Genomic DNA, 27000 nt, shown 5'->3' with positions numbered 1-27000 from the left:
CATGCTGGTCAAGACATCTGCCCGGACCGCCGTATCTCTGGCCGGGGCTCCCCCACGCGGCATGAGATCCGTCGCCCTCGGATCCTTCGCCCTGATGGCTGGCATTGCCCCCGCACTCGCCGCGCCGATCGAGACCGATCCGCTCGTCGAGTTCGAACAGGATCGTGCAGTGATCGTCCCGCCAAACCTTGTGCCGGAACGCGCGGACCCTGCCCCGATTGCCGGCCCCCTCATGGGCCTGGTGTTTCTCAGGGATTCAGACTCCGTGCTGGAGACGGCCGCGACCGGCGAAGGGATCGACACGCGCCGCGTTCCGCTGGTGGATGACCCGGCCTTCCGGGCACGGCTCGCCCCTTATATGGGCAAGCCGATTTCGTTGCGTCTGATCGCCGAAATCGAGGCCGAAGTGGCCAATTGGGCGCGTGCCCGCGCCATGCCGTTCGTGTCCATTTCCACCCCGGCCCAGGAAGTCACCGGCGGTGTGCTGCAGCTGCGCGTACAGGAGTTCCGCATTGGAGACCGCGCCGCCATCGCCGCGGGCCGCATGACCCCGAAGGAGGCCCTTGCCGGAATTCGCGTGAAGCGTGGAGACCTGATCAATTCGGACGCGCTGGCGGATGATCTGAACTGGTTGTCGAGATCCCCCTTCCGGAATGTCGTGGCGGACTTTGCCCCCGGCACGGCGTCCGGCGCCACCGACCTGACCGTCCGTGTGGAGGAAGCCCGCCCCTGGCTGGTTCGGGCAGGCATTGACAATTTCGGCACCAAATCTACCGGGCGTACCCGTTTCCGGGCGTCCGCGACGCTGGGCGACTCGCTTGGCACCGGATCTGTCCTGACCTACCAGCTGGCGACGAGCACCGATGTGCTCGACAATGGGCTGGCGCCTTTTGGGGGTCATGCGGACTATCAAAGCCATCTGGTGAGCGCCTTCGTGCCGACAAAGCCGCGGCGCGCAGTCGAGGTGTTGCTGGCCAGTGTCGAGTCGAACGGGCTGTCTGACCCTTTCGAAATCCGGTCCAAGGTCCAGCAGGCAGCCGTCGGCTACCGGATGGTCGCCTCGGAACTGACACTCCCGCCGGGGTCCGGCGAAGTGGGGGTTGGCATCGAATACCGCAAGGCGACGCTGGAAGGACGGTTCGATTCCATTCTGGCCGTCAGCAATACGGCTGAAGTCGTTCAGTTCTATGCCGGCTGGGACAACACCTTCGTCGACACGCTGGGCACGACGAATGTCCGGGCCGAAATGCGGGTGTCCCCGGGGGGCCTGTCCGGCGCGAACACGGTCTCGGCCTTCTCGGCCTATACATCCGGGCGAGTCACGGACACCGCCTATACCTATGGCAATCTGGACCTCAGCCGAACGACAGACGTCAATGACCTGTTCGTCTTGCGCAATGACATCTCTGCCCAGATCGCCAGCGATGTCCTGATCGATACGGAACAGAAATCACTGGGAGGCAATGCCGGAGTCCGCGGATATCTGCTGGACGATGGCGCCTATGATTCCGGGCTGATCCTCCGCAACAGCCTCTACACCAAGCCCGTACTGTTTGGAGACCGCGGCGCTGTATCGCCCTTCGTGTCAACCGATCTGGGATATGGCGCCAACCGGCGCGGTGGAGACGGGGAGACCTTTGCGTCCGTGGGGGGAGGCTTCGACTTCCGGATGGGGGGCAACTTCCATGGCTCCCTCTATGGTGCTGTCCCCCTGACCGATCAGAAGGCCAGCAAGTCAGGCGACGTCAATGTGATGTTCCGGATCGGCATCCAGTATTGACGCGCCCCGTCAAGGCCGCGCATTCCCTCGCATGAAGTGCGCGGCCGGACCGGTGCCGGAAACCCGTTCGCCTTCAACAGGTTGCCAGCGGATTGTCCAGCCATCCAGGCCGATCCTACAGATCCGCAGTCCGGATGTCGGTGTCGGTGAAAACCGGCGAGTCCGGCCGCCCCGAATCCTCAGCCACCCGGAACTCGCCCCGGCACGTGTCACGCGTGAAAGTGGCCCGCAGATAGCCCTGTTTCCTGCCATTCAGATACGATACGTGCGGGTTGGCATCCCGCATGACCTCCATGTCCCGCGCCCACGGGCAATAGGAGGAAATCGGCCCCCCCACCAATTCATGCCCGAGTCGCCGTGACGTGGGATCGAACGGCTTTTCATACAGTGTGGAGGCCATGGCGGTGTGCCAGTCCCCGGTCAGGAAAACCGGATTGGACACGTCATTTGCCAGGACGGAATTCAGACGTTCGCGCGCAGCGGGGTAGCCGTCCCAGGAATCGAGATTGGTGATCGGACCATCCGGCGGCGCATTGTAGCGATAGGACGTAAACCAGACCTGCGTGGCAATCACGTTGAAGGCGGCGTCCGACCGTTTCAGTTCACGGGTCAGCCATGTCTCCTGTGTCTGGCCAAGCATGGTGCGGGATGGATCAAGCGCCTCGTCGCAATACGGCTTGCGGCCATCACCACAAGGCTGGTCGGACCGGAACTGGCGTGTATCCAGCAGGTGTACCTGCGCCGGCCCGAACACATATTTGCCGTACAATTGCAGCGCGGGTTCCATGTTCCTCAAAATGGGTGGCTGCTCGATGGGCATGTGCTCATAATAGGCCTTGAAGGCCATGTATTTTCGAACCTGAAATTCCAGGGGCGTCTGCTTTTCCGGATCCTGCGGGGTTTGCGCCGCCCAATTGTTGTCGACTTCATGATCATCCATTGCGACGATCCAGGGGGCACAGGCATGCGCGGCCTGAAGGTGCGGATCGGAGCGGTAAAGCGCATAGCGATTGCGATAGTCCCAGAGCGAGGTGATCTCGTCGCCATCATGCTGGCGCACGATCTCGAACAGTCGGCGTTCGCCGCCGCCCACATCCCGCATCCGGGCACCGAGCGGGCTGACCCCGCCCTCATAGATATAGTCGCCCGTATGGATGACGCAGTCGGGCAGCCATTCAGCCATGTCCCGATAGGCCGCATAGTGGCCGGTCTCGTAATGCTGGCAGTAGGCCAGCGCTATCCTGGCGGAGGCATCATCCGGGCTGGATGTGCGGGTCCGGCCGATCGGGCTTTCCTCGTCGCCATGGTAGAATTGATAGAAATACTCCCGTCCCGGCTTGAGGCCTTCGATGCGGACATGAACCGAGTGCGCCTTGGCGTCCGACGTCTCGACGACGCCATCCTGCAGGGTGTTGCGCATCATCTCGTCAGAGCACACACGATAGCGTACCTGCGCCGTTCCGGCCGGCATGCCCCCGCCCTGAAGCGGATCGGGCGCCAGTCGCGTCCAGAGAATGACACTGTTCGGACGAGGGGACCCGGAGGCCACACCCAGCGTGAAATGCCGTTTGCCGCCCTGCGCGGCGGCCAGTTTCGGCAACCACAAGGCGGCGCCGGACGATGCCAGAAACAGTCTACGGGAAAACATGTTGCTTCCTTTCATCCTATGGTGAGGGAGAAAGGTCACCGGCGGGGGTCTTTTCGCCGGTGACCAGAACCATTCGATCGGGGGTGGAGGCTAGGCCCTGCGGCAACAGGGCCTAGCTATCGAATGGCTAGAACGAATACTCGTACTGGATCCAGAAGGAGCGCGGCTTGCCGTTCCATCCATACTGGCGGTAATAGGCGCTGTCGTTCGGTCCGACTTCTCCACGCACGACCGCCCGGTCCCGGCTGTAGCCAGAGCCGCCGGAGGCGCGCTCGAAATAATCCTCATCCAGAAGGTTCACGCCGCGGATCAGGAAGCGATGCTGCTTGTCCTCACCCATGAAATACTGCACCGAGCCGTTCAGCACGAAATAGTCACCGAAATTCAGATCCTCGACCACGCGGTTGCCGTCCTCGTCCACCATCCGCGCAAGGCTGGTACCGGCATAGGCCCATTCCGGCCCCTGCCAACGCGGATTGAGGGAGAAGACCCAGCGATCTGTCGGCGTGTAGGTGATGAGGCCCGACAGCGTCCATTCCGGCCGTTCGGAGGACTGGCGGAACTCGGCGCTTCCCGCACGCCCCGGAACCACGAAGTCCAGATCGGTGGTCGTGCCATCCAGACGGGCGGCCACGCCATAGATCGGGTTCGGCTCCAGGGATTCCATGTCCGTGAAGCTGAAATCGGCTTGCCATTTGTCGAAGTCGAAGGCGACGTCCAGCGTGATGCCTTCAATATCCTGTTGGCGCAGTGCGTTCACGGCGACGGTCTCGCCCGGATCATTCAGCCCGGCCGCTGCGGTTGCGCAGAAAGCATCAGGCGCGACGATCGAGCTGCGATTGCGCTCGATGGCGGCGGTGTCATTCGTCAGATTGTTGAACAGCGGATTGGCAATGTCATTGGCATATTCGAAGCAGACCGCCCCGACCGCGCGGCTGGAGAAGAGGTTCTTGATCTCCGTCTCGAAATAGCCGATTTCGACATTGTAGGTGCCGCCGAAGATTTCGCCGTCGATGCCTGCACCGATATTGAAAGCATTGACTTCCTGTGGCTGCAGGCCCGGATTGATATTCGATCCGGCACCGAAGGCCCCGATCTCGTCGATCTTCGGCAGGCTGTAGGACGTGCCGCCCGAGCCACGCGCATAGATACCGCGCCCGAAATCCTGGCGCAGACCAACTTTCCAGATCGACTGGTCGTCGAAATTGTCATTGAAGTCCTGACGGGCCGCGAAGGAGCCGCTGAAGCCGTCCAGCACCGGCAGCGTCACGCGCAGGTCGCCATAGACGCCCGTACTGGTCAGGGTGACATCCCGCACGCCGAAGGAGTCGTCTGAATTGTCAGTATAGCTTGTATTCTGCAGGCCTGCGACGATTTCGAGATAATCGTTCACAGTATAGGTCGCGCGGGCATTGATGCCGTAATCGACATAACCGGATTCCCGCTGGTCCGTCGTACCGAAGCCCTTTGTCAGGCCGCCATCGCCAAAGCTGGCCGTGGACTGGATGACGTATCCCATCGGAGCGCCGATCGGGAACGGATTCTCGTGCGTGCCGTAGGGCTGACCGTAGAATGGGCTGTCCGGATCCTGGTTGATGTAGAACGAGCTGCCGCCATTCCAGCTGTCATCCGAGGCACCGCCTGCACTGCCGACCGGATTGGTCACACAGCCGGCAGCCAGCCCGGGTATGCCGGCCGCGAAGCTCTCGAACTCCGAAGCGGTGGAAAAGCCCGTAATGCCCTGATTTGCGGCGAGGGTCTGGATGTCGGCAGACAGGTCAGAGAGGCGCGGGATCTGGCAGATCTGCGCGTCGATCTCGTTGTTCTTCAGCTGCGGGTCTTGATAGTGCGCCTCGATGTTCAGTTTCAGCTTGTCACTGAACCGGTGCTTGAACTCCCCGGTATAGATCGGGAATTCGGTGAAGTTTGGCTGGAACACCGTGCTCTGCGGGAAGGAATCCCGGAAATCGATCGTCGTATAGGAGGCGCCAAGCAGCAATTCGGTCTCGGGCGCGATGTCCCAGAGATATTTGATGCCGAGGCTGTTGAAGCTGTACGGGAATTCATGGCGGCCGCCGAGAGCAAGCACATTGTCGCTATAGGCCGACTCGTCGAACAGCTCGTGTGCATCGGTTTCATAGGACCGTCCGTACACAAGCACGGAGTGCTTTCCGGCTTTGTCGAGCGGGAACGACATGTTGCCATAATACTCGCGCGTCTTGAACGATCCGGCATAGACGCCGAATTCGCCTTTCTGAGTGCCATCGGGGCGCTTGGTCTTGACGCTGACAACGCCCAGGCCGCCATTCGACCCGAAATACAGGCTGTTGCCGCCGCGATAAACTTCAACGCTTTCGATCATGCGGGGATCGATTGCGGTGGCCGGCCACAAATCCTCCAGTGGGGAGGAGCGGTCAAAGAAGGGCGCACCGTCCACCAGCAACAAGGTGTCGCGGTCTGTGCCGCCATCGATCCGAATGGTAAATTCGCCTTCATCCGGCGAATATCCGATGTTTGCCCCGCGGATCAGGCCGGAAGCCAGTTCACCGAAATTGGTGAAGCCGCCGGTCTCGATTTCATCCGAACTGATCAGCTGGACCTGCGTGCCGAACTCGGCAAAGTCCACCGCAATGTCGGATGCGGAGGCATCGACGGCCTGGCCTTCCACGCGGATCGTCTCCAGGCGCCGGGAATTCTCCCCGGTTTCGGCTTCCTGCGCCAGCGCGGCGGGAATTGCCGCCGTCGCCATCAGGGCGCTCAAGCCCAGTCTCAAACTTCTGCTTGTCTCAAATCTCATCGCTGGTCTCTCCATCTAACCCCAGGGATCGCCATGATCGGCGGACCGCGGCCGGAGGCGGGCGGGCGCCCCCTGCCACGAGGGTGCTCTAGAGGCTCAACGCGACACTTCCATGAAGATTAAGAAAACATTGTATGAATGATATTTACATCATGATGGTTTTATTATTGAGAAAAACTCATCACGAAACAGCCCTTGCCGGAGTGGACCATGGCCTATGAGTATCCTGCCGAACGCCTTGAAGAAATCACCGATATCGGCAACTCCGCATCCGGATTCCTGGTCGACTGGGATGGCTGCTGCGCGCTCGGGAACACCCTGATCCCGGAAGCCGCCGCGTTCCTGCGCGCACATCAGGAGCGGGTCGCCATCGTCTCGAACAATTCCACCTGCACCCCGGAAGACTTTCAGGCGATACTCAAGCGGGACGAAATAGAACTCCCCTGCAACAGAATACTCCTTGCCGGCATCGAGGCGCTGCACCGTGCAACAGATTGGAACGGGGTGAACACGATGGTTCTCGGTGATCCCCACATGCGCGGGATTGCCCGGAACCTCGGTCTGAGCCTGACACAGGAAAATGCCGACACCGTGGTCCTGCTGCGCGACCGGCGCTTCACCTATCGGCGTCTTGAGCGCGCGGTGAACTCCCTGGCGGCTGGCGCGCACCTGATCGTCGCGAACCCTGACCTTACGCACCCAGCACCGGATGGTGGCCTGAAGCCGGAAACCGGATCGCTGCTCGCCGCCATTCGCGCCTGTGTGGACCTGGACGAAACCCGAATGGACATTGTGGGGAAACCGTCGCCGCACCTGTTCCAGCTCGGGTGCAAGGCGCTGGGCATGGCGCCGGAAGAGGTTGTCATGCTGGGGGACAACCCGATGACCGACATTGCCGGCGCACAGGCGCTCGGCATGCAGGCGATCCTCACCTCGGCCCGGTCGCCTCACGTATTCGACGCCCTGGCAAAGGGCCGCGGCGGCTAGAACCGCTTCAGAGACAAAACATCGAATGTCTTGCGCAAAGTCTCGGTGGCACGGTCATAATCGGCCAGTGCCAGCGCTGCAATCAACGCATCCAGCACGCACAATTGGGCGATCCGGCTGGTCATGGCCTCGGTACGGAATTTGGTCTCGCGCGCCATGGTGAACAGCTTCACATCGGCATAGGCCTGAAGCGGCGAACTCGAGAAATTCGTCACGATGATCGTCTTGGCGCCTGCATCCTTGGCGAGCCGGGTCGCGGCGAGCGTTTCATGGGTTGCGCCGGAGTGCGAGATGGTAAGCACGGCCACATCCGGCCCGGTTCTCGAGGCACTGATCGCCTGGACATGGCTGTCCACCACGACCCGCGCATCAAGGCCGATGCGGAGCATGCGGTATTGGGCGTCCTCAGCAATCGGCGCGGAGGAGCCGATGCCGTAGATCTCGACCCGCCGGGCGGAGCGAATGATCTCCACCGCCGCAGACACGGCATCCGCATCCAGAATCGACATCGTATCCTTGAGGGCCTGAATGCCCGCATGGAACATCTTGCGGCACACCGTGCCGGTGTCATCCCCCGGCTGGAGATCCTCATGGATGAACTGAACCGGCTGCACAACATCCTGCGCCAGGCTCAGCTTCAATTGCTGAAAGCCGGACAAATCCAGTTGCCGGCAGAAATTGATCACACTCCCATCACTCGCCCCCGTCGCCTCGGCAAGTTCGGTTACGGACATTCCCACAACCTTGCGTGGGTTTTCCAGCACAAAGTCGGCGATGGAGCGCGTGCTCGGCCCGAGGGACGGATGCCGGACACGGATCCGCGTCATCACATTGTCGACAATCGCGACATCCGACCGCTTCTTGGTGGCGGATTTCCGTTTCGTCTTGTTCTCCGGCATGAGCATCCCTTCGCATTCACAGCGGCATGATTGAATACTACTCAATTTTTATCAAGGATATATGAACTCCGTAACACCAATGTCACAAGCCGATGCTACGCCCTCATTCGACAATGCTGCGACGCATCAATTGATGCGCTCGCCGGGTGAAACGGGGTTTACCGAGATGCGCATCCTCTCCGCCGCCATCATGATTTGCACCACGTTGCTGTCGCCGCTTCCCGCATTGGCCGACGCCATCGGAACTGCGAAGAACCCGGTTCGGGTAATGCTGATTCCTGCAGATGGCGGGACGGAAGACGGCACAAAGGCAGACTTCCAGCCCCTGTTCGATGCCATCACGAGGAGCAGCGGCCTGCATTTCACCGTAAGCACCGGGCAGAGCTATGCAGCGGTGATCGAGGGCATGTGCGCCGGATTGACCGACATTGCCTGGTTCGGCCCGGCTTCGTATATCGAGGCGCGTGAGCGGGGATGCGCCGAATTGCTTGCCGTGGAGGAGCGGAACGGCGCTTCAACATATTATGCGGGACTGTTCGTCGCTTCGGATTCGGACTTCCAGGATGCTTCAGATCTGACCGGACACGCCGTCGCGCTCGGATCAAGCCACTCTGCCAGCAGCTTCTCCTATCCGCTGGCCCTGTTGAGGAAGGAAGATGTGGACCCGCTGAACGATCTGGCAGGCATACGCATCACGGGCAGTCACACAAACAGCCTCCTTGCGCTGAAGAACGGGCATGCCGATGCCGCAGGCGCATCCTTCGTCTCGTTTGAGCGCGCCGTAAATCAGGGGAGCCTCGATCCGAGAGCCTTCAGAATTCTCGCAAGGTCTGCCCCGATTCCAAATCCCCCCATCGCCATGCATACAGGCCTTCCGGAGGATACGAAGGCCCGGCTCAGATTGGCGATGAGCCGGGTTCACAACGCCGCTGGCGTCAATCCGGACGCCATTCGGGGCTATGGTGGCAAACGCGTCGACCGCTATAACACCGAAGCCGGCGAGGCCCTGTTTGACAGCGTCATCGAGGCAACCTCTTTCCTGACCGAAGACTATATGGCCGCGTTGTTGCGCAAGGCTGTCTCGGACCAGCGCGGTTAGACCTGTTCACATGACGGATCAATCTGGAACGGCGCCGAGCATGTCTGCCCTGAGCGTGTCGCACATATTCAAATCCTATGAGGGCGGCCCCGACATTCTCCGGGACTTTTCCCTGAACGTCGCGCCGGGCAGTTTCTGCGTTGTCCTCGGGGCCTCGGGATCAGGGAAATCCACCTTGCTGAAATGTATCGCGGGCCTCACCCCCGTGAATGCCGGTGACATATTCCTCCACGGCGCGCCCCTTGCCCGCAAGCGCCTGCAGGCCGTCGGAATGGTTCATCAGGATTACGGCCTGTCCGACCGATTGACCACCGCGCAGAATGTCATGTCGGGAGTGGCAGCCAGGCTGAGTTGGTGGCGCGTCGCACTCCAAATCTATCCGAAAGCCATCCAGAGCAAGGCCTGCGCCCTTCTGGATCAAGTCGGTTTGACCGAAGACCATGCCAACCGGCAGGCCGGGCAATTGTCAGGCGGCCAGAAGCAACGGGTGGGAATTGCCCGGGCACTGATGTCTGATCCAGGCCTGATCCTGGCGGACGAGCCAGTGGCCAGCCTCGACCCGAAATCCTCGACGGAGACAATGGAATTGCTGAAACGTGCCGCAAAGGAACGCGGTGCGGCTGTGCTCTGCTCGCTTCACCAGATCGATCTGGCGAAAAGTTACGCCGACCGGATCATCGGGTTGAATGACGGGCAGATTGTTTTTGACGGGCCGCCGGACGCCTTGTCACGTGACGCCGTTCAGTCGATCTTCAATATCGCGTCCGGGGCGTCCGTCGTACGCAGGGAGGTGGCATAGAATGTCGACAATCCCTGCCCGCGCCGCCGCACCGAACTGGCAGTTGAAGCAGCCCTTCGGCTGGCGCTCCATCGCCATACTCCTGATCGTGCTGACAGCTGCCAGTTTGTCGGCCCAGCGCATGCAGTTGGACCGCATGCTGGTCGAGATCGGGCATTTCGTCCTGGATTTCACCGGACAGGCCGAGACCTCACAGGTCGGGCGAGGCATCGAAAGCGTGACGGGGGACATGTTTCCCATCGCGATTGCCGAAAGACGCCCGGTCGACTTGATCGAAGGATTTGACGAAACGGCCTTGCCGGTTTGGTCTCGGCTGGAAACCGTGATGGTCGAGACCACGGAGCTCGATCCCGATACGCTGCAAATGACCACAATCTCGAGCGAGCGCCGCTTTCTGGTCGAGCCGGTGGGATACCTGGTCTTTGTGCTGGGCAAGATGCTTGAAACGATCGAGATCGCGATCTGGGCCAGCCTGATCGCCATCGGCCTCAGCCTGCCGCTCGCCTGGCTGGCATCGGAAAATCATTCCCCCCATCCGGTTGCCTATGTCACCGCAAGGGCGTTCGTTTCCATGCTCCGGTCAATCCCGGAACTGATCAGCGCGCTCTTTTTGGTGCTGGCCTTCGGATTCGGTCCGATCGCCGGCATTCTTGCGCTCACCTTCCACAGCATCGGCTTTCTCGGAAAGTTCTACGCAGAAGACATAGAGGCCGCGAACAAGAGCCCGCAGAACGCCCTGAGAGCAACCGGGGCGGGCACGTTCACCATTCTGCGCCTCGCCGTCCTCCCACAAATCCTGCCCAGTTATACCGGATTGTCGCTCTACATTCTTGACCGGAACATTCGCATGGCGACCGTGATCGGTCTTGTTGGAGCCGGTGGGATCGGACAGGAAATGAAGGGACGTTTCGACATGTTCCAGTACGACCGGGTGGGCACCATCCTGCTCGTCATTTTTCTGACCGTTGTCGCCCTCGACATGATCTCTGCGCGCGTCCGAAAGCGCCTTGTCGAGGTTTGAGCAGCGGCCTGTCGCCCGGCAGATGCGTTGCCCTCGCCGGCGGCAATATTTGATTAACCTTGTTCTTCAACATGGGTGGCTTGCGGAAGCGCCGGGCGCGCGACGCAGTGTCCCGAACCTGTCTTCCATAGGAGCGACCATCCATGCCTGCCGTCAAACTGTCCGACACTCCTGCAGTCTTCCCGCTGGCACAGATCATCGCGCGCGATCTTGGCGTGCGCCCGGCACAGGTCGAGGCAACCATTGCCTTGATCGAGGAAGGCGCAACCATCCCCTTCATCGCCCGGTACAGAAAGGAACGCACGGGCGGACTGGACGATACGCAATTGCGCAAGCTGGCCGAACGCCACGCCTATCTGACGGAACTCCAATTGCGCCGTGAAACGGTGCTCGCCTCCATTTCCGAACAGGGCAAGCTGACCCCGGCACTGGAGCGGGCCATCCTCGCGGCGGAGACAAAGGTTGAACTGGAAGACCTTTATCGTCCGTTCAAGCCGAAGCGGCGCACCCGGGCCACCATTGCCCGCGAACAGGGGTTGGAACCGCTCGCCGAGAAATTGCTCGCCTGTGCAGGCGACCCCGAACGCCTGGCAACCGCCTTTGTGGATCCTGGCAAGGACGTTGGGACAGCGGCGGCGGCGCTGGAGGGCGCACGGGACATCCTGATCGAGCGTATGGCAGAGACACCGAGCCTCGCCCGGCATGCCCGTGAAACACTCTGGAACGCAGGGGAACTGAATTCCCGGCTCGTGAAGGGAAAAGAAGCCGACAAATTCCGCGACTATGCCGATTTCGCAGAGCCCCTCGAAAAGATGCCGTCACACCGTGCCCTGGCCATGCTGCGCGGGGAGAAGGAAGGCGTGCTGAAGGTCGGTGTCGGCATTCAGGCACGCAAGGCGGAAACACCGCGCGACGCGATCTCCCGCATCTGCCGGGAGTTCGGGGTCAATGCCTCGGGCAGCGCCGGCGCCCGATGGATGCAGGAAACGGCAGAGAAGGCCTGGTCCACCAAACTCGCCAAATCCGGAGCATCGGATTCACTCGCCCGTTTGAAAGCACGCGCGGAAGCGGAAGCCATTGAGGTGTTTTCCAGCAATCTCAAGGATCTGTTACTTGCCGCTCCAGCCGGAAAGAAAACCGTGATGGGCATTGATCCGGGCATCCGGACCGGGTGCAAGATTGCGATTGTCGATGCCACCGGCAAACTTCTAGAGACCGCCACGATCTATCCTCACGCGCCTCGCAATGACCGCGCCGGCGCGATGAAAACCCTCAAGGATCTTGCTGCGCGCCACAATGTGGACCTTGTCGGGGTCGGGAACGGCACAGCGGGCCGCGAGACAGATGCTCTCGTCTCGGACGTGGCGAAGGCCGCCCCTGAACTCAAACTCGCCAGTCTCATGGTCTCGGAAGCCGGCGCCTCCGTCTATTCCGCTTCCCAACTGGCCGCAGACGAGTTTCCGGACCTGGATGTCAGTCTGCGCGGCGCCGTGTCGATCGCCCGGCGCCTGCAGGACCCGCTGGCGGAACTGGTCAAGATCGAGCCCAAGGCGATCGGGGTTGGCCAGTATCAGCATGATGTGGACCAGGGCGCGCTCGCCCGCTCCCTTGGTGCAGTCGTGGAAGACTGCGTGAATGCCGTCGGCGTGGACGTGAACACCGCTTCAGCCCCCCTGCTCACCCATGTGTCCGGCCTCAATGCGACGCTGGCGGGAAACATCGTGGCGTTTCGCGATGAACACGGTCCGTTCAAGACACGCAAGCAATTGAAAAAGGTGCCGCGCATGGGCGCCAAGAGTTTCGAGCAATCAGCCGGCTTCCTGCGCATCGTCGGGGGCACGGACCCGCTCGACGGATCAGCGGTCCACCCGGAATCCTATCCACTGGTCGAACGGATCGCGAAGGCGACCGGCCAGCCGGTGACATCATTGATCGGCAACAAGGCTGTGCTGTCGCAAATCAATCCTGCCGATTTCGCCGACGAAACCTTTGGCATACCGACCATTCGGGACGTCATCGCCGAACTGGAAAAACCCGGCCGGGACCCGAGGCCCGACTTCCAGACGGCCAGTTTCCGGGAGGGCGTCGACAAGATCACCGACCTGTCAGCCGGCATGCGCCTTGAAGGGGTCGTCACCAATGTCACCGCCTTTGGAGCATTCGTCGACATCGGTGTTCATCAGGACGGCCTGATCCACATCTCTCAGCTTTCCGATTCCTTCGTGGAAAGCCCGCGAGATGTCGTGAAAGCTGGCGACATCGTCAATGTGCGCGTGCTGGACGTGGATGTCGATCAGAAGCGCATCAGCCTCAGCATGAAGTCGACATCGGGAAATGAGACGAATGCCCCGGCGCGCTCCGCACCCAAGACGAAAGGTCGGACACCCACAGGCCAGGCCAGTGCCCGGGAGAGCAGCAGTCCATTCGACGTGCTGAAATCCCTGAAGCGCTGACAAGTTAGCCCTTCAAGGGCGACCTGAAATCTGTACGGCGATCATTTCTTCGGCGCAGGGAAGTGTAGCTGCTCTGCCCCACCGAGGTGGTCCACCAGTAATGTTAGTCCGGCGGTTTCCATGTAGCGGCGTTCATGCCGCCACCTGCCCACAGTAAGGCGGTATGAACGCCGCGGGCAAGATGGTTTGTGGAGCAGGTGGTCGGTAGCCCAGAGAAGAGTGTGGGCGCGCGGTGTTGTAGTGCCGCCGCCAAGCCTCGATCAGGATCTGGGCTTCCCTGAGATCGAAGAAGATTTCCCTCGCCAGCAACTCGTCTCTGAGCTTGGAGTTGAAGCTCTCGCAGTAACCGTTTTCCCATGGTGAACCCGGTTCGATATAGAGCGTCTTCACGCCGACCCGGCCAAGCCAGTCACGCAGCGCGGTGGCGATGAACTCCGGGCCATTGTCGGAGCGGATATGCTCTGGCGGTCCATGCGCGACGAACAGCTCGCCCAGCGTGTCGAGCACATCGCGGGAGTTGAGCCTGCGTTCGACGCGGATGGCGAGGCATTCGCGGGTGAACTCATCAATCACACACAGCATGCGGACCACCTTGCCATCATGGGTGCGGTCCTGCACGAAGTCATACGACCAGACATGCCCCTTGTGCATCGGCCTCAGCCGCACGCACGAGCCGTCATTCAGCCATAACCGGCCCCTCTTTGGTTGTTTCATTGGCACTTTCAGCCCTTCACGCCGCCAGATGCGATAGACACGCTTCTCGTTCACATGCCAGCCATCGCGCTTCAGCAGGGCTGTGATGCGGCGATAGCCATACCGGCCGAACCGCTCGGCCAGGGCGATGATGGCCGCTGTCAGCACATCCTCGTCCTGACGCGGCACACGCGGCTTGCGCTGGGTGGAACGGTGCTGGCCGATCACGCGGCAGGCCCGGCGCTCGGTTGCGCCGAGTGTCTCCACCACATGATCGACCGCTTCGCGCTTGCGCGAAGGGCTCAGAACTTTCCCTTGATGACTTCCTGAAGGATCTGGTTGTCGAGGGTCAGATCAGAGATGGCGCGACGCAGGCGCGCATTCTCCTTCTCCATCTCCTTCATCCGTTTGGCCTGGCCAACCTGCAGCCCGCCATACTCCTTGCGCCACCGGTAGTAGGTCTGTTCTGTCACGCCAATCGAACGTACAGCCTGGCCTGCCGTCTCACCGCGCGCGAGGCGCACCTCCACCTCCCGCAGCTTCGCGATGATCTCTTCAGGCGTTGATCTCTTACCCATGTTTCAGCTCCATATCTGAAGCCGGAACTAACTCAAATAATGGACCACTTTTGTGGGGGCAGACCAATGGTGATTTACTCATTTTTCCGGGTTGGACACCTGGTTTGGTCACCTCAAGTCTGATTCCTTTGACAAGCCCCGGCGAAAGAGCTGGAAGACTGCATCTCCGCTGTAATCCAGAACGATCTTGAGGGGCCCCGACGGACTGACTTCTCCAACTTGGAAGAAGTTGATCCGCTCAAAGCCGTTGCAAGGATCCAGATCTTCCCGGACCGGACGTTGGTCGATCTGGCTATGGAGGCATCTGACAAATCCCGCTGCATTGAAGCGCCCTTTAAGCAAGCGTCCGGATGCTCACATGTATGCCGCCTCGCTCATTCGATAACGGTCGATCCACGCATGCGTCCCGGTCACATGTTTGATGATTATCCATGTAAGTTCCCTGTAGATTCGTCTGGAACGACCTCAGGAAAACCCCGGTTCCAGCCGACAGAGACTTCACTCGTGTGGAGGCTTAGAAGAGACAGGTTCTGTGGACATCGCAGCCTGAAACTTGGAGCCTGGCGGCATAACGCCCGGTACTTGCGGGACTATTTCTAAGCTGGGGGATTTGCGGCCAAATTGGCAGACTGGCTGGCGGAGAGAGAGGGATTCGAACCCTCGGAACCCTTGCGAGTTCACTAGTTTTCGAGACTAGCCTATTCAACCACTCTAGCACCTCTCCGCGGAGCCCGTGGACGGCTGCCTGCACTATATAAAATGCGGACGTGATGCAAGCACCTGAAATCGTCTGAAGATGACATTTGACAGCACGGCCCGATTGGTGTTTACCCCCCGCTTCGGGCGCGAAACCGGCAACGGCTTCGCGCGCAATTCATTTCGATTACCATTCCGGAAGGACGAGACCCATGTTCGCGGTCATCAAAACAGGCGGCAAGCAGTATAAAGTCGCGGAAGGTGACACGATCACCGTCGAAAAACTGGATACGGAAGCCGGCAAGGACGTCACCTTCGACTCCGTTCTGATGCTGGGCAATGGCGACGACGTGACTGTTGGCGCCCCGCTCGTGGCTGGCGCCAGCGTATTTGGCGAAGTCGAGGAGCAGACCCGCGGTGACAAGATCATCATCCGCAAGAAGCGTCAGCGCCAGACCTATCGCCGTACCAAGGGCCACCGCCAGCACCTGACGGTCGTCAAGATCACCGGCATCAGCGCCGACGGCAAGAAGCCGGCCAAGAAGGCTGCTGCCAAGAAAGCCGCTCCGAAGGCCGAGGCCCCGGCTGCCGAGGCTGCCGCTCCGGCTGCCAAGCCCGAAACCGATGCCCGCGGTCGTATCACCAATCTGGAAGGCAAGCCGGACAATCTGAAGAAGATCTCCGGCGTGGGCCCGGTTCTGGAGAAAAAACTCCACGAGGCCGGCATCTACTTCTTCTGGCAGGTCGCTGCGCTGAACGCAGACCAGATCGCCGAACTGGAAGAAGAAATGAGCTTCCCGGGCCGCATCACCCGTGACGAGTGGGTCAAGCAGGCCGAAGAATTCGCCAAGGACGCATAAGGGCGCTATAAGCCCTTTATAGAGGATCAGGAGCAAACCATGGCTCATAAGAAATCAGGTGGTTCGTCCCGTAACGGCCGCGACTCAAACCCGAAATATCTTGGCGTCAAGAAATTTGGCGGCGAGCATGTGATTCCGGGCAACATCATCGTGCGTCAGCGCGGCACCCAGAAATGGCCGGGCCGCGGCGTCGGCATGGGCCGTGACCACACCCTCTTTGCCCTTTCCGAAGGCAAGGTAGAGTTCACGCGCAAGGCGGGCGGTCGCCTTTACGTGAACATTGTACCGGTCGCGGACGCAGCAGAATAAGCGGCTGACAGCGCGGCCGCGGGAACGTGGCCGGATCGCTTCAGACGATCAGTTTCCAAGGGGAGGCAGGCCACTGCCTCCCCTTTGTTTTGTCTCCCCGAAACCTGCCCCGGAAGGGCACGCACAATGTGTGAAATGATTGAGACAGACAGGCTGACCTTGCGGCGCATCACGCTTGCGGACGCGCCCCGCATCACCGAATGCATCACAGACCCGCGCATCCATCGCATGGTGGCAAGCATCGCGCCAAACCAGAGCCTGGAGCGTACCCGGGAATGGATCGCCACGCATGAAGCCGGTGCGGACAGGGACACAAACCACATCTTTGCCCTTCAGAAAGGTGACGAACTGGTGGGTGTGATCGGCGCGGACCGGCCCGGCGCCGGCCTGGCGTTCGACATCGGCTACTGGCTCATACCTGCCGAGTGGGGCGCCGGCCTGATGACCGAAGCGGCGAGCGCTGTCCTGGAATGGCTGATGGCGCGCGGCGAACGCGCATTCACTTCCGGCCATTTTGCCGACAATCCGGCATCGGGCCATGTTCTGAAAAAGATCGGCTTTCTGCCGTCCGGACGTGGTAGGGTGTTCAGTCTCGGTCGGGGCGAAGCTTCAGATCACATCAACATGTCCTTTATTGCTTGAGAGTTCGATAGGTCCCCATGAAATTCCTCGATCAGGCCAAAGTCTTCATCCAGTCCGGCACAGGCGGAGCGGGCTGCGTCTCGTTTCGCCGTGAGAAATACATCGAATATGGCGGCCCGAATGGCGGCGATGGCGGCCGGGGCGGCGATGTCTGGGCCGAAGCGGTCGAGGGGCTGAACACGCTGATCGACTATCGCTACAAACAGCATTTCAAGGCCAAGCGCGGCGGCCACGGCATGGGCAAGGACCGCACCGGCGCGGGCGGCGACGATGTGGTGCTCAAACTGCCGGTCGGCACGCAGATTTTCGAGGAAGACCAGGAAACGCTGATCGCGGACCTGACCGAGGTAGGCCAGCGCGTGCTGCTGGCTGTCGGCGGCAATGGTGGCTGGGGCAATACGCGCTTCAAGACGTCCACAAACCAGGCCCCGCGCCGCGCCAATCCGGGCGAGCCGGGCGAAGAACGCTGGATCTGGCTGCGTCTGAAACTGATTGCCGATGCCGGCCTTCTGGGCCTGCCCAATGCGGGAAAATCCACCTTCCTCAGCGTGGTCACCGCAGCGACGCCGAAAATTGCCGATTATCCCTTCACAACCCTCAATCCCGGCCTGGGCGTCGTCGATCTCGGCCCTGGCAGCCGATTCGTGCTGGCAGACATTCCCGGCCTCATTGAAGGGGCTGCAGAGGGCGCAGGGCTTGGCCACCGCTTCCTTGGCCATGTGGAGCGCTGCAAGGTGCTGCTGCACCTGATAGATTGCACACAGGACGACGTCGCGGGCGCCTACACGACGATTCGCAACGAGTTGGAGGCCTACAGTCCCGAACTGGCCGAGCGGCCTGAAGTCGTCGCGCTGAACAAGATTGACGCGCTGCTGCCCGAACAGGTCGACGAACAGGTCGCGCAGTTGAAGACCGTCTACGACGGCGAGCCGCTGCGCATCTCAGGCGTCACGGGCGCGGGCGTGAAGAAGGCGCTTGCGGAAGTCTCCCGCCATCTGCGCATTATCGCCGCCGAAGACGGCGCGGACGAGAATGCCGACTGGTCGCCCCTCTAATGGTGATGATGGTGGTGCGGCTCGGTATTGAAGCGCCCGCACTTGCCGCACTTCACAATGACGCCGTGGGCGTCGTGGTGGGCGACATTGACCAGGAGCCTGGTCTTGCAGGACCCGCAGCGATAGGTCTCGTCGCCGCCGCCTTCGCGCGCAGGCGAGCCGGCCGTGTGTTCGAGCACGTCAGCCCCGTCTGCCTGGGCCGGGGTGAGCAGGATCATGTCGAATTGGGGCATGGTGGGGAACCTCGTCGTTTTCCCTGTCGTGACGGAGAAACCCCTGAATTGTCAACGGCTTCATTTTCGCTTCCGGCACATGCCGCAGCAGTGTATCGGTCCGATTCATGATGGATACGCTCTTTGCCTCTGCCAGACGGATCGTGGTGAAGACCGGCTCTGCCCTGGTGGTGGAGAACGGCCAACCACGCCATGACTGGTTGGCAAAACTGGCATCCGATATCGTTTCACTCCGTCTCCGTGGGTTTCAGGTGGTCCTGGTTTCGTCCGGCGCAGTTGCGCTGGGTCGCCAAAGCGTCGCCACATCTGTCGCAAATCGTCTCGACCAGAAACAGGCCGCTGCCGCCATCGGCCAGCCCCGGCTGATGTCGGCCATCTCGGCCGCCTTCGCCCCCCATGACGTCACCATCGGCCAGGCGCTCCTGACGCTCAGCGATACCGAAACGCGCCGCCGCTGGCTGAATGCCCGGGCAACGCTCGAGACGCTGCTGGACTCAGGTGTCGTACCGGTCATCAACGAGAATGACACGGTCGCGACGGACGAGATCCGCTATGGTGACAATGACCGGCTGGCCGCGCGCGTGGCGCAGATGATGGGCGCGGATGTCCTCGTGCTCCTGTCGGACATTGACGGGCTCTACACTGCCGATCCGCGCAGCCATCCGGATGCCACCCACATTCCCCATCTTGCCGAGTTGACCGAGGCGCATGACGCGATGGCGACGGGCGCCAATGCCGATGCCGGGGTCGGGTCCGGCGGCATGGCCACCAAGCTGGCGGCAGCGCGCATTGCCCATGCGGCGGGCTGTTCCACGCTGATCACGCTGGGCAATCGTGACCACCCGCTTCTCGCCATCGAGGCCGGAGAGCGGGCCACGCTCATCTCGGCGGCCACGACACCGGCCAGTGCCCGCGCCGCCTGGCTCGCCGGACACCTCACCCCCGAAGGCGCGATCACGCTGGACGAAGGCGCGGCCCGGGCACTGCGCGGCGGGGCGAGCCTGCTGGCCGTTGGCGTCACCGGCGTTACCGGCAATTTCGAACGCGGCGCAGCCATCGCCCTGAACGCCCCTTCCGGCAAGATGGTCGGCAAGGGAGTCACGGCCTACAGTTCGGCCGAGATCGCCCGTGTGATTGGCCGCCAGAGCGACGAGGTCGAGGCGATACTCGGCTATCGCGGGCGCCCGGCCATCGTCCATCGCGACGACATGGTCCTGTTGCGCTAGCGCCCTCAGATGCACGCTGTTCGCGCCGCCACACGGGACGACATTGCCGCGCTGACCGGGCTGGAAACGGCATTCCCGGAGGAAGACCGTTTTTCGCGCCAGACCTGGCAGCGTCTGCTTCGCGGGAATTCCGCCATCCTGGTATCCGACGGAGAGAGCGGCCTTGCCGGCGCGCTCGTCCTCCTGTTCCGGCGCACCAGCCGGATCGCCCGGATCTATTCGATATCCGTCGCAGAAGCTGCACGGGGGACGGGCCTGTCCGACGCATTGCTGTCTGAAAGCGAAGACATATCAAGGCAACGCGGCTGTGTCGCGATCAGGCTGGAAGTGCGCGAATCAAATTCACGCGCAAAGCGTCTTTACGAACGCCATGGTTATCGCGTAATGGCGCGCGCTGTCGGCTATTACCCGGATGGGGAAGCCGCCCTGAAAATGGAGAAGCCGCTGGCCGGCCTCTCAAGAGAGGTTGAATGACCGATTGGGTCGTACTCGTCGAATCCGCCAATGACATCTCGCAGGCCGAAACGCCTCACAAGGTGCTCAAGGTAGCGGACTATATCACCAAGCCCGCCCTGTTCAGCGGACGGCGGCCCTACATCCTGAATCTGTGCCGGTCCTATGGCTATCAATCGGAAGGCTATTACGCCTCCCTGCTCGCCGAAGCGCGCGGACACCGTGTCAGTCCCAGCGTGCAGACGATGGTGGAGCTGTCGGCCAAGGGCCTTTACAAGCACGCCCTGCCCGACCTTGGCGAACGCCTGCGGGAAGCCATTTCGAAAGGCGCACCGGAACAGGAAAGTCTGTTTGTGGCCTTCTCCAAGCCGGAGACGCCCGGCTATGAGCGCCTTGCCCGCGAAGTGTCCGACTGGTTCCGCGTGCCCGCGCTGGAAGTCGAGTTCGACCCGAAATCACCGCACGGAATTGGCCGTGTCCGGATGGTGCCGCCGCACAAGCTGAAGGGCGCGCGCCGGGACTTCTTCCTCGAGGCGATGAGCACCTATACAAGCGGCCGGATCAGCGAACCGAAAACCAGGACCCCAGCCAAATGGGCGCTGGCCGTGCTGGTCGACCCGAACGAGAAGACCGCCCCTTCCAAGCCTTCCTCCATCAAGCGGCTGGCCGATGTGGCGGCCAAGATGGGTGTGGAGGTCGAAACGATCGAGCCGTCCGACCTGACCAGCCTGGCCGAATTTGACGCCCTGTTCATTCGGGCGACGACGCAGATCGACAATTATACCTACAAGTTCGCGCGCCGCGCCGAGCAGGAAGGCATGCCCGTCATCGACGACACGCAATCCATGATCCGGTGCACGAACAAGGTGTTCCTGAAGGAAATCCTGGAAAAGGCCGGCCTGCCCATTCCGCAGACGGAGATCCTTGACGAGAAATCGGACCTTGCTGCCGTCTTCGAAAAGCTGGGCAATCCGGTCGTCCTGAAAACGCCTGACGGATCATTCGGGACAAACATGGTGAAGGCCCGGTCGCTGGAAGAGCTGCGCGCCGGGGCGAAACAGATGTTCAAGGAAACCGCGCTGATCATCGCACAGGAATTCGTGCCGACAAAGTTCGACTGGCGTATCGGTGTGCTGAACGGTGAGCCGCTCTATGCCTGCCAATACCGGATGGCACGCGGACACTGGCAGATCGTGAAACATGGACCGGACGGCAAGGCGACCGAAGGCGGGTTTGCGACCTTCCCGGTCGAGGATGCACCGCCGGAGGTGGTGGACGCCGCCGTGCGCGGGGCACGCCTGATTGGCGATGGCCTGTATGGCGTGGACCTGAAGGAAACCGACAAGGGCGTCGTGATCATCGAGATCAATGACAATCCCTCTATCGATCACGATGTCGAAGGCGCCGTCCTGAAGGACGAACTCTGGCGCCGGATCATTTCCTGGTTCTCGACCCGTCTGGAACAGCGCATGGGCCGCCCGACATAAATTCCTAGAAGCGGAATGCCCCGGATTTCAGGGAATCATAGCGATCCTGGGTGAAGGGCACATATTGCCGCCGGTCGGGATGGTACATCCAGATCGGGTCATCGACGAGATCGGGATTGAACCCCTCTGTCATCAGTTCGACTTTCCGGAATTTAAGCGTGCCTGTCGTTTCTGCCTCACGCTGGATACGCAGGAAGATCGGGATGGCATAGGATGGCAGGCTGGCCGACAATTCATAATGCAGGCTCTCGAAGTCCACATCGCCGTTGAGCGTGATGGCGGCCATGCCGGCCTTTCCATCCGTACCGGGAATTTCTACGCCGTAGACATTGGCCGTGGCAATGCCGTCTATCAGGGACAGGGCGTTGCTGACTTCACTGGTTGAGACATTCTCTCCCTTCCAGCGGAAGGTGTCGCCCGTCCGGTCGACAAAGTAGACATAGCCTTCTTCATCCTTGCGCATCAGGTCCCCCGTTCTGAGCCAGCGATCACCGGGCTCGAACACGTTGCGCAGGATCTTCTTCTCCGTCGCCTCCGGATCGTGATAGCCGGCGAATTCGAATTCGTCTTCCTGCATGCGGCCAAGCATTTCGCCGGCTTCGTTCGCCTCTGCGCGGATGGCAAATCCGTCCGGCCCGCGCACGACATCCTGCGTTTCGAGATCGTATTTGACGAATTCAACATGGTCGAAGCGGGACTTCAGCCATTTGGGAATGCGCCCGACCGCTCCAACCGTCCCGTCAATGCTCATCAGGTTCACATTGCCGTCGGTCGCGGCATAGAACTCGACCAGATGGGAGATATTGAACCGCTCACGGAACTCTGTCCAGATTTCGGCCCTCAGGCCATTGCCGAAACCCGTCTTGAGGTGATGCAGACGCTCTTTCGGATGCGGAGGCTGGTTCAGGAGGTAGCGGCACAGTTCGCCGATATAGACGATGGATGTGACGCCCTGATCGACCACGTCATCCCAGAACGCGCTGGCGGAAAATTTCCGGCGAAGGACAATCGATGCCCCGCTCATCAGGGCCTGCCCCACGCCGCATATGCCGCCTGTGCCATGATAGAGCGGCAGTGTGATGTAGACGCGGTCGCGCGGGCCCGTATAGCAGGGCGCAATAAAGGTCCGCAGCATGATCTGCAGGCGCGAATTGGTAATTTTCGTTGCCTTGGGCAGACCGGTCGTGCCGGACGTATAGATGAAGAGGCAATCATCCTTGCCGCGCAGATGCGCGCGCAGGGCCCGTGACGGGCGCTCGGCCGACAGACCAGGCAGCATGGTCAGCAGGTCTTCCCCATGCTCCCCGCCCCAGGTCCAGACCTTTGGCGGGCCGTCCATCGGCGCCGAGGCCTCGCTGACCGCAGCATCCCGCGTCGGGCCGGCAATGATGTGCGCTGCCTCCGAAATGGTCAGACAGTGGCGCAGGGCGTCCCCGTCGAGATGCGTGTTGATCAGCGCTGTCACCACGCCGACCTTGGCCAGTCCCACCCAGATGGCGACATAATCCGGGCAATTGTCCATGCACAGCGCCACCCGGTCCCCGGATTTCAGGCCGTGCGCCAGTGCCCAATGCGCGATCCGGTTCGCCTGTGCGTCAAACTCGGCATAGGTGGTCAACTGGCCGTCAAACCGGAAGGCGACATTCGCCGAATGCTTGTCGGCACTCTCCTCGAAGTCGTCGGCCACGAGTTGTTCGGAGTCCGGTGTGACCGCGCCGATCAGCTTGTGCATGCGATAGGCCATGCGCAGGAAATCCAGATCCCGTTTCATCTGGGAAAAGGAATCGTGGAACGGCACGGCGGCGCGGAGCGAGGCGGCATTAACCATAATACCTTCCGATACCCGAATGTGGTGAATATGTTGTGACCAGAATGGGCAAAATTCGATCCACAGCCCGCACTTGCACAGTTTGCATCCATTCCTGCCTCTGCTAGCTCGTTCTGACGCAAACTGGAGACGTGCTGCATGGCTGACCCCGTCGGAGACCTTCTGGCCCTTTTGGACATTGAACGCCTGGAACTGGACCTGTTCCGCGGCCAGAGCCCGGACGAGCGCGCCAGCCAGCGCGTATTTGGCGGACAGGTGATCGCCCAGTCGCTGGTCGCGGCCTATCGAACGGTTCCGGAAGACCGGATCTGCCACTCCCTGCATGCCTATTTCATCCGCCCCGGCGACCCGAAAGTGCCGATCATCTACCAGGTCGACCATTCCCGGGACGGCGGCAGCTTTACGACCCGCCGGGTCGTGGCGATCCAGCACGGCAAGCAGATCTTCAACATGGCGGCCAGTTTCCAGACCGATGAGGACAGCTGGGAACACCAGCACACAATGCCCGACGTGCCCGGCCCGGACGGGCTGAAGGATCTGCGCGAGCGCCGGCTGGAAATCGTTGACCGCCTGCCCGACGCCCTGCGCGAGGACTTCGCCCGAGAACGCGACATCGAGATCCGTGACGTCGACCCGCTGGACCTGATCCATCCCGAAATCGCCGATGACCGCCACAATCTCTGGTTCCGGGTGGCCCGGCCGATCGATGTGCCGCCTGCCCTGCACCATTGCCTGCTGGCCTATGCCTCCGACATGAGCCTGTTGAGTTCCAGCTATCGCCCGCATGGCATCACCTGGCTCAATCACAAGGAACTTATGTCGGCGAGCCTCGATCATGCGATGTGGCTGCACGGCCCGATCAAGTTCGACGAATGGCATCTCTATTCTATGGACAGCCCGTTTGCCGGCAAGGGCCGCGGCTTCAACCGGGGCATGATCTACAATATGGCCGGGGACCTGGTGGCAAGCGTCGCCCAGGAAGGGCTGGTCCGGCAACTGCGCCCGAAAGGCTGATTTCACAGCCGAAAGGGGCTTGCACAGTGGCGCGAGCCCCTTATTACGGGAGTCCGGAGCGTAGCGCAGTCTGGTAGCGCATCTGGTTTGGGACCAGAGGGTCGTAGGTTCGAATCCTATCGCTCCGACCATTCATTCGCAGCGGTGAGGTTCAGCAATGCAAGCGCGTATCTACAAGCCCGCAAAAAGCGCGATGACATCCGGCCGCGGCAAGACCAAGGCCTGGGTGCTGGAATTCGTCAACAATGATGCGAAACGCTTCGCCGATCCGGTCATGGGCTGGACCAGCATTGATGACACGTCCGGCCAGGTCCGCCTGTCCTTCGACACGCAGGAACAGGCCATCGAATACGCCAAGAGCGAAGGCCTGACCTTCACCGTGACGCCGACGCATGAGCGCAAACGGCTTGTTAAGTCCTACAGCGCCAATTTCGACGCCAATCGCAAGCAGCCCTGGACACATTAGGGTGCCCGCCGGCGGCGTTCCGGCCCCGTAGCTCAGCTGGATAGAGCACCCGACTTCTAATCGGACGGTCGCAGGTTCGAATCCTGCCGGGGTCGCCATTGCGGTGCGATCGCGCGCAGAATTTCCCCCAAAACACAACAAGGCCCCCGAAACCGGGAGCCCTGCCGTGATTGTCTGGTATGTCTTGGGTGTCAGCTCACCTGCGCATTGTCGAGTTGCCGGGTCAACTGTTCCTTCAGGTCCCGCTTGACGAACTTCCCGCTCGCATTGCGCGGAAGCGCCGAGAGGAACCAGATGTAGCGGGGCACCTTGTGCTTCGCCATCGTGGCGGCGCAATGCTCGCGCAGGGCGTCAGCGGTCAGGGTTTCGCCGGGCTTGAGCACGACGGCCGCGCCGACTTCCTCGCCAAGCCGGTCATCCGGCACGCCGAACACGCTGCATTCTGCCACGGCGGGGTGACGGTAGAGCGTGGATTCGACTTCGGCACAGTACACATTCTCGCCGCCGCGCAGGACCATGTCCTTCTTGCGGTCGACAATGAAGATGAAGCCGTCCTTGTCGATGCGGGCAATGTCGCCCGTATGCAGCCAGCCATCGGTGATGGATTCGGCGGTGGCCTCGGGCCGGTTGATATAGCCCTTGATGACCGAGGAACCCTTGACCCACAATTCCCCGACCTCGCCCTGGGGCACGGTCTCGCCCAGCTCGTTGACGCATTTGGCCTCGAAATTGGGCATGGCCGGACCGGCGCTGTCTGGCTTGTCGACAAAGAAGTCAGCCGACACCGACGTGATGATGCCGCAGGTTTCGGTCATGCCATAGCCGGTGTTCGGCCGGGCCGTGGCCACGGTGGAGTCGATCTTGTGGACCAGGTCCGGCGGCAGCTGCGCCCCGCCCCCGCCCAGCGTCGCGAGGCTGGACGTGTCGGTCTTTTCGAAATCCGGATGGTTGATCAGCTCGCGCGCCATGATCGGCACGCCGCTGACGGCGGTGATCTTTTCGCGCTCGACCAGTTTCAGCGCCTCGCCGGCATCCCAGCGATACATCAGCACGATCTTGCCGCCGGCGGCGGTCAGCAGATAGGCGCCGCAATTGTTGGCCGTGACATGGAAGAGCGGCGTGGTGACGAGGCCGGCCGGCACAGGCGGGTCCTCGGGGATGGGCTCGCCGGTGGCGAGATTCATGGCGAGCGCGGTGGAGGCCGCCGAGAACATCATGTTGAACAGATTGGCCACACAGCCGCGATGGGTCAGCTGGGCCCCTTTCGGAAAGCCGGTCGTGCCCGATGTGTAGAAGATGCAGGCATCGGAATCCGGATCCACGGTGACCGCCGGCATGTCGCCGCCATGGGCCAGCACGTCAGCCCAGGGCAGGACCGGCGCCGGCGCATCCGGGCTGCGCACGCCCACGATCTGCATCCGGTCGGCGGCGCCCTCGATGGCGAGCGCGCGTTCCAGCCGCTCCGCGTCTGCGAACAGGATCTTGGGCTCGGAATCCTTCAGCGCATAGTCCATCTCCTCGGCGGTCCACCAGGCATTCATGCCGACCACGGCAATGCCCGTCGACACGCAGGCCCAGTAGATCAGCAGCCATTCGGGATAGTTGCGCATGGCCACCGCAACCCGGTCACCGGGCCGCACGCCCTGCGCAAACATCCAGGCCGCAATCGCGTTCACGTCGCGATGGGCATCGGCATAGGTCCAGCGTTCATCCTGATAGACGAGATAGTCGCGCTCGGCATATTGCAGGGTCGACAGCCAGACCTCGCGCACGCTCGGCGGAGCGTTCTTGTAGACGCGCAGCCGGTTTCCGAGCACATCGGCCTCGACGATCTCGAAGTCGCCGCCCGGACCGGTCAGGACTTCCCGCGCTTTCAGCAATTCGGTGTAGTGCATTTTTCCTCCGGATATTTTCCGGGGATCATACACATTGTCGCTACGTCACAAAGCCCGGACGCAGGGGCAAGACACTCCCAAA

The 27000-nt window shown here is 61.5% G+C and carries 21 protein-coding genes, 3 tRNA genes and 1 pseudogene; 17 read left to right on the top strand and 8 right to left on the bottom strand.

Annotated elements, in window-relative coordinates; all coding sequences use genetic code 11:
- The first annotated feature begins 1 nt into the window (after nucleotide 1).
- Nucleotides 2-1780, top strand: coding sequence for a ShlB/FhaC/HecB family hemolysin secretion/activation protein (locus HF955_RS11605; RefSeq protein WP_291075281.1), 1779 nt, complete (start codon nucleotides 2-4; stop codon nucleotides 1778-1780).
- Between the two features lie 115 nt (nucleotides 1781-1895).
- On the opposite strand, the gene HF955_RS11600 is transcribed toward HF955_RS11605, so the two are convergent.
- Both HF955_RS11600 and HF955_RS11595 read right to left on the bottom strand, forming a co-directional pair.
- Nucleotides 1896-3428 (bottom strand): alkaline phosphatase D family protein, encoded by a 1533-nt coding sequence (locus HF955_RS11600; RefSeq protein WP_291075280.1) that lies wholly within the window; start codon nucleotides 3426-3428, stop codon nucleotides 1896-1898.
- A 127-nt stretch (nucleotides 3429-3555) separates the two neighbouring features.
- On the bottom strand, nucleotides 3556-6177 hold the full coding sequence (locus HF955_RS11595; protein ID WP_291075279.1) for a TonB-dependent siderophore receptor: 2622 nt from the start codon (nucleotides 6175-6177) through the stop codon (nucleotides 3556-3558).
- Between the two features lie 258 nt (nucleotides 6178-6435).
- On the opposite strand from HF955_RS11595, the gene HF955_RS11590 reads away from it, so the two are divergent.
- Nucleotides 6436-7212, top strand: coding sequence for an HAD-IIA family hydrolase (locus HF955_RS11590; protein WP_291075278.1), 777 nt, complete (start codon nucleotides 6436-6438; stop codon nucleotides 7210-7212).
- Here HF955_RS11590 and HF955_RS11585 read toward each other — a convergent pair.
- Nucleotides 7209-8039, bottom strand: coding sequence for a MurR/RpiR family transcriptional regulator (locus HF955_RS11585; RefSeq protein WP_367279791.1), 831 nt, complete (start codon nucleotides 8037-8039; stop codon nucleotides 7209-7211). The two genes, HF955_RS11590 and HF955_RS11585, sit on opposite strands and share 4 nt — an antisense overlap.
- A 151-nt stretch (nucleotides 8040-8190) precedes the next feature.
- Between HF955_RS11585 and HF955_RS11580 the strand changes: the two genes are divergently transcribed.
- From HF955_RS11580 to HF955_RS11565, 4 genes are all read left to right on the top strand, one after another.
- The gene (locus tag HF955_RS11580) at nucleotides 8191-9210 is read left to right on the top strand and encodes a phosphate/phosphite/phosphonate ABC transporter substrate-binding protein (protein ID WP_291075276.1); all 1020 of its coding nucleotides are present in this window, start codon (nucleotides 8191-8193) and stop codon (nucleotides 9208-9210) included.
- A 10-nt stretch (nucleotides 9211-9220) separates the two neighbouring features.
- Nucleotides 9221-10009, top strand: a complete 789-nt coding sequence (locus HF955_RS11575) for a phosphonate ABC transporter ATP-binding protein (RefSeq protein ID WP_291075275.1) — start codon at nucleotides 9221-9223, stop codon at nucleotides 10007-10009.
- Nucleotide 10010: 1 nt separating this feature from the next.
- Nucleotides 10011-11030 (top strand): phosphonate ABC transporter, permease protein PhnE, encoded by a 1020-nt coding sequence (phnE, locus tag HF955_RS11570; RefSeq protein ID WP_291075274.1) that lies wholly within the window; start codon nucleotides 10011-10013, stop codon nucleotides 11028-11030.
- Nucleotides 11031-11173: 143 nt separating this feature from the next.
- On the top strand, nucleotides 11174-13483 hold the full coding sequence (locus HF955_RS11565) for a Tex family protein (protein WP_291075273.1): 2310 nt from the start codon (nucleotides 11174-11176) through the stop codon (nucleotides 13481-13483).
- A gap of 132 nt (nucleotides 13484-13615) precedes the next feature.
- Here HF955_RS11565 and HF955_RS11560 read toward each other — a convergent pair.
- Nucleotides 13616-14754, bottom strand: a protein-coding gene (locus HF955_RS11560) for an IS3 family transposase (RefSeq protein WP_291075272.1) whose coding sequence is annotated in 2 segments (ribosomal slippage) — nucleotides 13616-14496 and nucleotides 14496-14754 — 1140 coding nt in all. Because the reading frame shifts where the segments join, the coding sequence is not laid out codon by codon here.
- A gap of 634 nt (nucleotides 14755-15388) precedes the next feature.
- A tRNA-Ser gene (locus HF955_RS11555) sits at nucleotides 15389-15478 on the bottom strand.
- A 184-nt stretch (nucleotides 15479-15662) separates the two neighbouring features.
- Here HF955_RS11555 and HF955_RS11550 point away from each other — a divergent pair.
- The 4 genes and pseudogenes from HF955_RS11550 to obgE all read left to right on the top strand — a co-directional run.
- On the top strand, nucleotides 15663-16310 hold the full coding sequence (locus HF955_RS11550; RefSeq protein ID WP_027838754.1) for a 50S ribosomal protein L21: 648 nt from the start codon (nucleotides 15663-15665) through the stop codon (nucleotides 16308-16310).
- Between the two features lie 39 nt (nucleotides 16311-16349).
- Nucleotides 16350-16619, top strand: a complete 270-nt coding sequence (gene rpmA, locus HF955_RS11545) for a 50S ribosomal protein L27 (protein ID WP_027838753.1) — start codon at nucleotides 16350-16352, stop codon at nucleotides 16617-16619.
- Between the two features lie 135 nt (nucleotides 16620-16754).
- Complete coding sequence (locus HF955_RS11540) at nucleotides 16755-17261, top strand: GNAT family N-acetyltransferase (protein WP_291075271.1); 507 nt, start codon at nucleotides 16755-16757, stop codon at nucleotides 17259-17261.
- Between the two features lie 17 nt (nucleotides 17262-17278).
- A pseudogene (obgE, locus tag HF955_RS11535) lies at nucleotides 17279-18268 on the top strand (GTPase ObgE); the annotation flags it as partial.
- A 44-nt stretch (nucleotides 18269-18312) separates the two neighbouring features.
- On the opposite strand, the gene HF955_RS11530 reads toward obgE, so the two are convergent.
- Nucleotides 18313-18549, bottom strand: coding sequence for an MJ0042-type zinc finger domain-containing protein (locus HF955_RS11530; protein WP_027838751.1), 237 nt, complete (start codon nucleotides 18547-18549; stop codon nucleotides 18313-18315).
- Nucleotides 18550-18656: 107 nt separating this feature from the next.
- Between HF955_RS11530 and proB the strand changes: the two genes are divergently transcribed.
- The 3 genes from proB to HF955_RS11515 are packed head-to-tail and all read left to right on the top strand — an operon-like array spanning nucleotide 18657 to nucleotide 21715.
- A complete protein-coding gene (gene proB, locus HF955_RS11525) occupies nucleotides 18657-19775 on the top strand; it encodes a glutamate 5-kinase (RefSeq protein WP_291075269.1) in 1119 nt (372 codons plus the stop codon).
- A gap of 9 nt (nucleotides 19776-19784) precedes the next feature.
- Nucleotides 19785-20249, top strand: a complete 465-nt coding sequence (locus HF955_RS11520) for an N-acetyltransferase (protein ID WP_291075268.1) — start codon at nucleotides 19785-19787, stop codon at nucleotides 20247-20249.
- Nucleotides 20246-21715 (top strand): RimK family protein, encoded by a 1470-nt coding sequence (locus HF955_RS11515; protein ID WP_291075267.1) that lies wholly within the window; start codon nucleotides 20246-20248, stop codon nucleotides 21713-21715. Before HF955_RS11520 ends, HF955_RS11515 begins: the two co-directional genes overlap by 4 nt.
- Nucleotides 21716-21719: 4 nt before the next feature.
- On the opposite strand, the gene HF955_RS11510 is transcribed toward HF955_RS11515, so the two are convergent.
- On the bottom strand, nucleotides 21720-23543 hold the full coding sequence (locus HF955_RS11510; protein ID WP_291075266.1) for a long-chain-acyl-CoA synthetase: 1824 nt from the start codon (nucleotides 23541-23543) through the stop codon (nucleotides 21720-21722).
- Between the two features lie 138 nt (nucleotides 23544-23681).
- On the opposite strand from HF955_RS11510, the gene HF955_RS11505 reads away from it, so the two are divergent.
- From HF955_RS11505 to HF955_RS11490, 4 genes are all read left to right on the top strand, one after another.
- Nucleotides 23682-24557 (top strand): acyl-CoA thioesterase II, encoded by an 876-nt coding sequence (locus tag HF955_RS11505; protein ID WP_027838746.1) that lies wholly within the window; start codon nucleotides 23682-23684, stop codon nucleotides 24555-24557.
- 54 nt (nucleotides 24558-24611) lie between these two features.
- Nucleotides 24612-24688: transfer RNA gene (locus tag HF955_RS11500), tRNA-Pro, on the top strand.
- A 26-nt stretch (nucleotides 24689-24714) separates the two neighbouring features.
- A complete protein-coding gene (locus tag HF955_RS11495) occupies nucleotides 24715-25023 on the top strand; it encodes an ETC complex I subunit (RefSeq protein WP_027838745.1) in 309 nt (102 codons plus the stop codon).
- A gap of 21 nt (nucleotides 25024-25044) precedes the next feature.
- Nucleotides 25045-25121: transfer RNA gene (locus HF955_RS11490), tRNA-Arg, on the top strand.
- Nucleotides 25122-25214: 93 nt separating this feature from the next.
- Here HF955_RS11490 and HF955_RS11485 read toward each other — a convergent pair.
- A complete protein-coding gene (locus HF955_RS11485) occupies nucleotides 25215-26918 on the bottom strand; it encodes a class I adenylate-forming enzyme family protein (protein ID WP_291075265.1) in 1704 nt (567 codons plus the stop codon).
- Between the last annotated feature and the right edge of the window lie 82 nt (nucleotides 26919-27000).

It is taken from the genome of Hyphomonas sp., assembly GCF_017792385.1.
Taxonomy (GTDB): Bacteria; Pseudomonadota; Alphaproteobacteria; order Caulobacterales; family Hyphomonadaceae; genus Hyphomonas.
This window is presented reverse-complemented; position numbering and strand designations above follow the sequence as displayed.

Coding starts and splice junctions, on each gene's coding strand:
- HF955_RS11600 (WP_291075280.1), bottom strand. CDS start 3,428: ATGTTTTCCCGTAGACTGTTTCTGGCATCGTCCGGCGCCGCCTTGTGG.
- HF955_RS11565 (WP_291075273.1), top strand. CDS start 11,174: ATGCCTGCCGTCAAACTGTCCGACACTCCTGCAGTCTTCCCGCTGGCA.
- phnE (WP_291075274.1), top strand. CDS start 10,011: ATGTCGACAATCCCTGCCCGCGCCGCCGCACCGAACTGGCAGTTGAAG.
- HF955_RS11505 (WP_027838746.1), top strand. CDS start 23,682: ATGGCTGACCCCGTCGGAGACCTTCTGGCCCTTTTGGACATTGAACGC.
- HF955_RS11605 (WP_291075281.1), top strand. CDS start 2: ATGCTGGTCAAGACATCTGCCCGGACCGCCGTATCTCTGGCCGGGGCT.
- HF955_RS11550 (WP_027838754.1), top strand. CDS start 15,663: ATGTTCGCGGTCATCAAAACAGGCGGCAAGCAGTATAAAGTCGCGGAA.
- HF955_RS11590 (WP_291075278.1), top strand. CDS start 6,436: ATGGCCTATGAGTATCCTGCCGAACGCCTTGAAGAAATCACCGATATC.
- HF955_RS11515 (WP_291075267.1), top strand. CDS start 20,246: ATGACCGATTGGGTCGTACTCGTCGAATCCGCCAATGACATCTCGCAG.
- HF955_RS11530 (WP_027838751.1), bottom strand. CDS start 18,549: ATGCCCCAATTCGACATGATCCTGCTCACCCCGGCCCAGGCAGACGGG.
- HF955_RS11485 (WP_291075265.1), bottom strand. CDS start 26,918: ATGCACTACACCGAATTGCTGAAAGCGCGGGAAGTCCTGACCGGTCCG.
- HF955_RS11585 (WP_367279791.1), bottom strand. CDS start 8,039: ATGACGCGGATCCGTGTCCGGCATCCGTCCCTCGGGCCGAGCACGCGC.
- HF955_RS11580 (WP_291075276.1), top strand. CDS start 8,191: ATGTCACAAGCCGATGCTACGCCCTCATTCGACAATGCTGCGACGCAT.
- HF955_RS11575 (WP_291075275.1), top strand. CDS start 9,221: ATGACGGATCAATCTGGAACGGCGCCGAGCATGTCTGCCCTGAGCGTG.
- HF955_RS11510 (WP_291075266.1), bottom strand. CDS start 23,543: ATGGTTAATGCCGCCTCGCTCCGCGCCGCCGTGCCGTTCCACGATTCC.
- HF955_RS11595 (WP_291075279.1), bottom strand. CDS start 6,177: ATGGCGACGGCGGCAATTCCCGCCGCGCTGGCGCAGGAAGCCGAAACC.
- HF955_RS11540 (WP_291075271.1), top strand. CDS start 16,755: ATGATTGAGACAGACAGGCTGACCTTGCGGCGCATCACGCTTGCGGAC.
- HF955_RS11520 (WP_291075268.1), top strand. CDS start 19,785: ATGCACGCTGTTCGCGCCGCCACACGGGACGACATTGCCGCGCTGACC.
- rpmA (WP_027838753.1), top strand. CDS start 16,350: ATGGCTCATAAGAAATCAGGTGGTTCGTCCCGTAACGGCCGCGACTCA.
- proB (WP_291075269.1), top strand. CDS start 18,657: ATGATGGATACGCTCTTTGCCTCTGCCAGACGGATCGTGGTGAAGACC.
- HF955_RS11495 (WP_027838745.1), top strand. CDS start 24,715: ATGCAAGCGCGTATCTACAAGCCCGCAAAAAGCGCGATGACATCCGGC.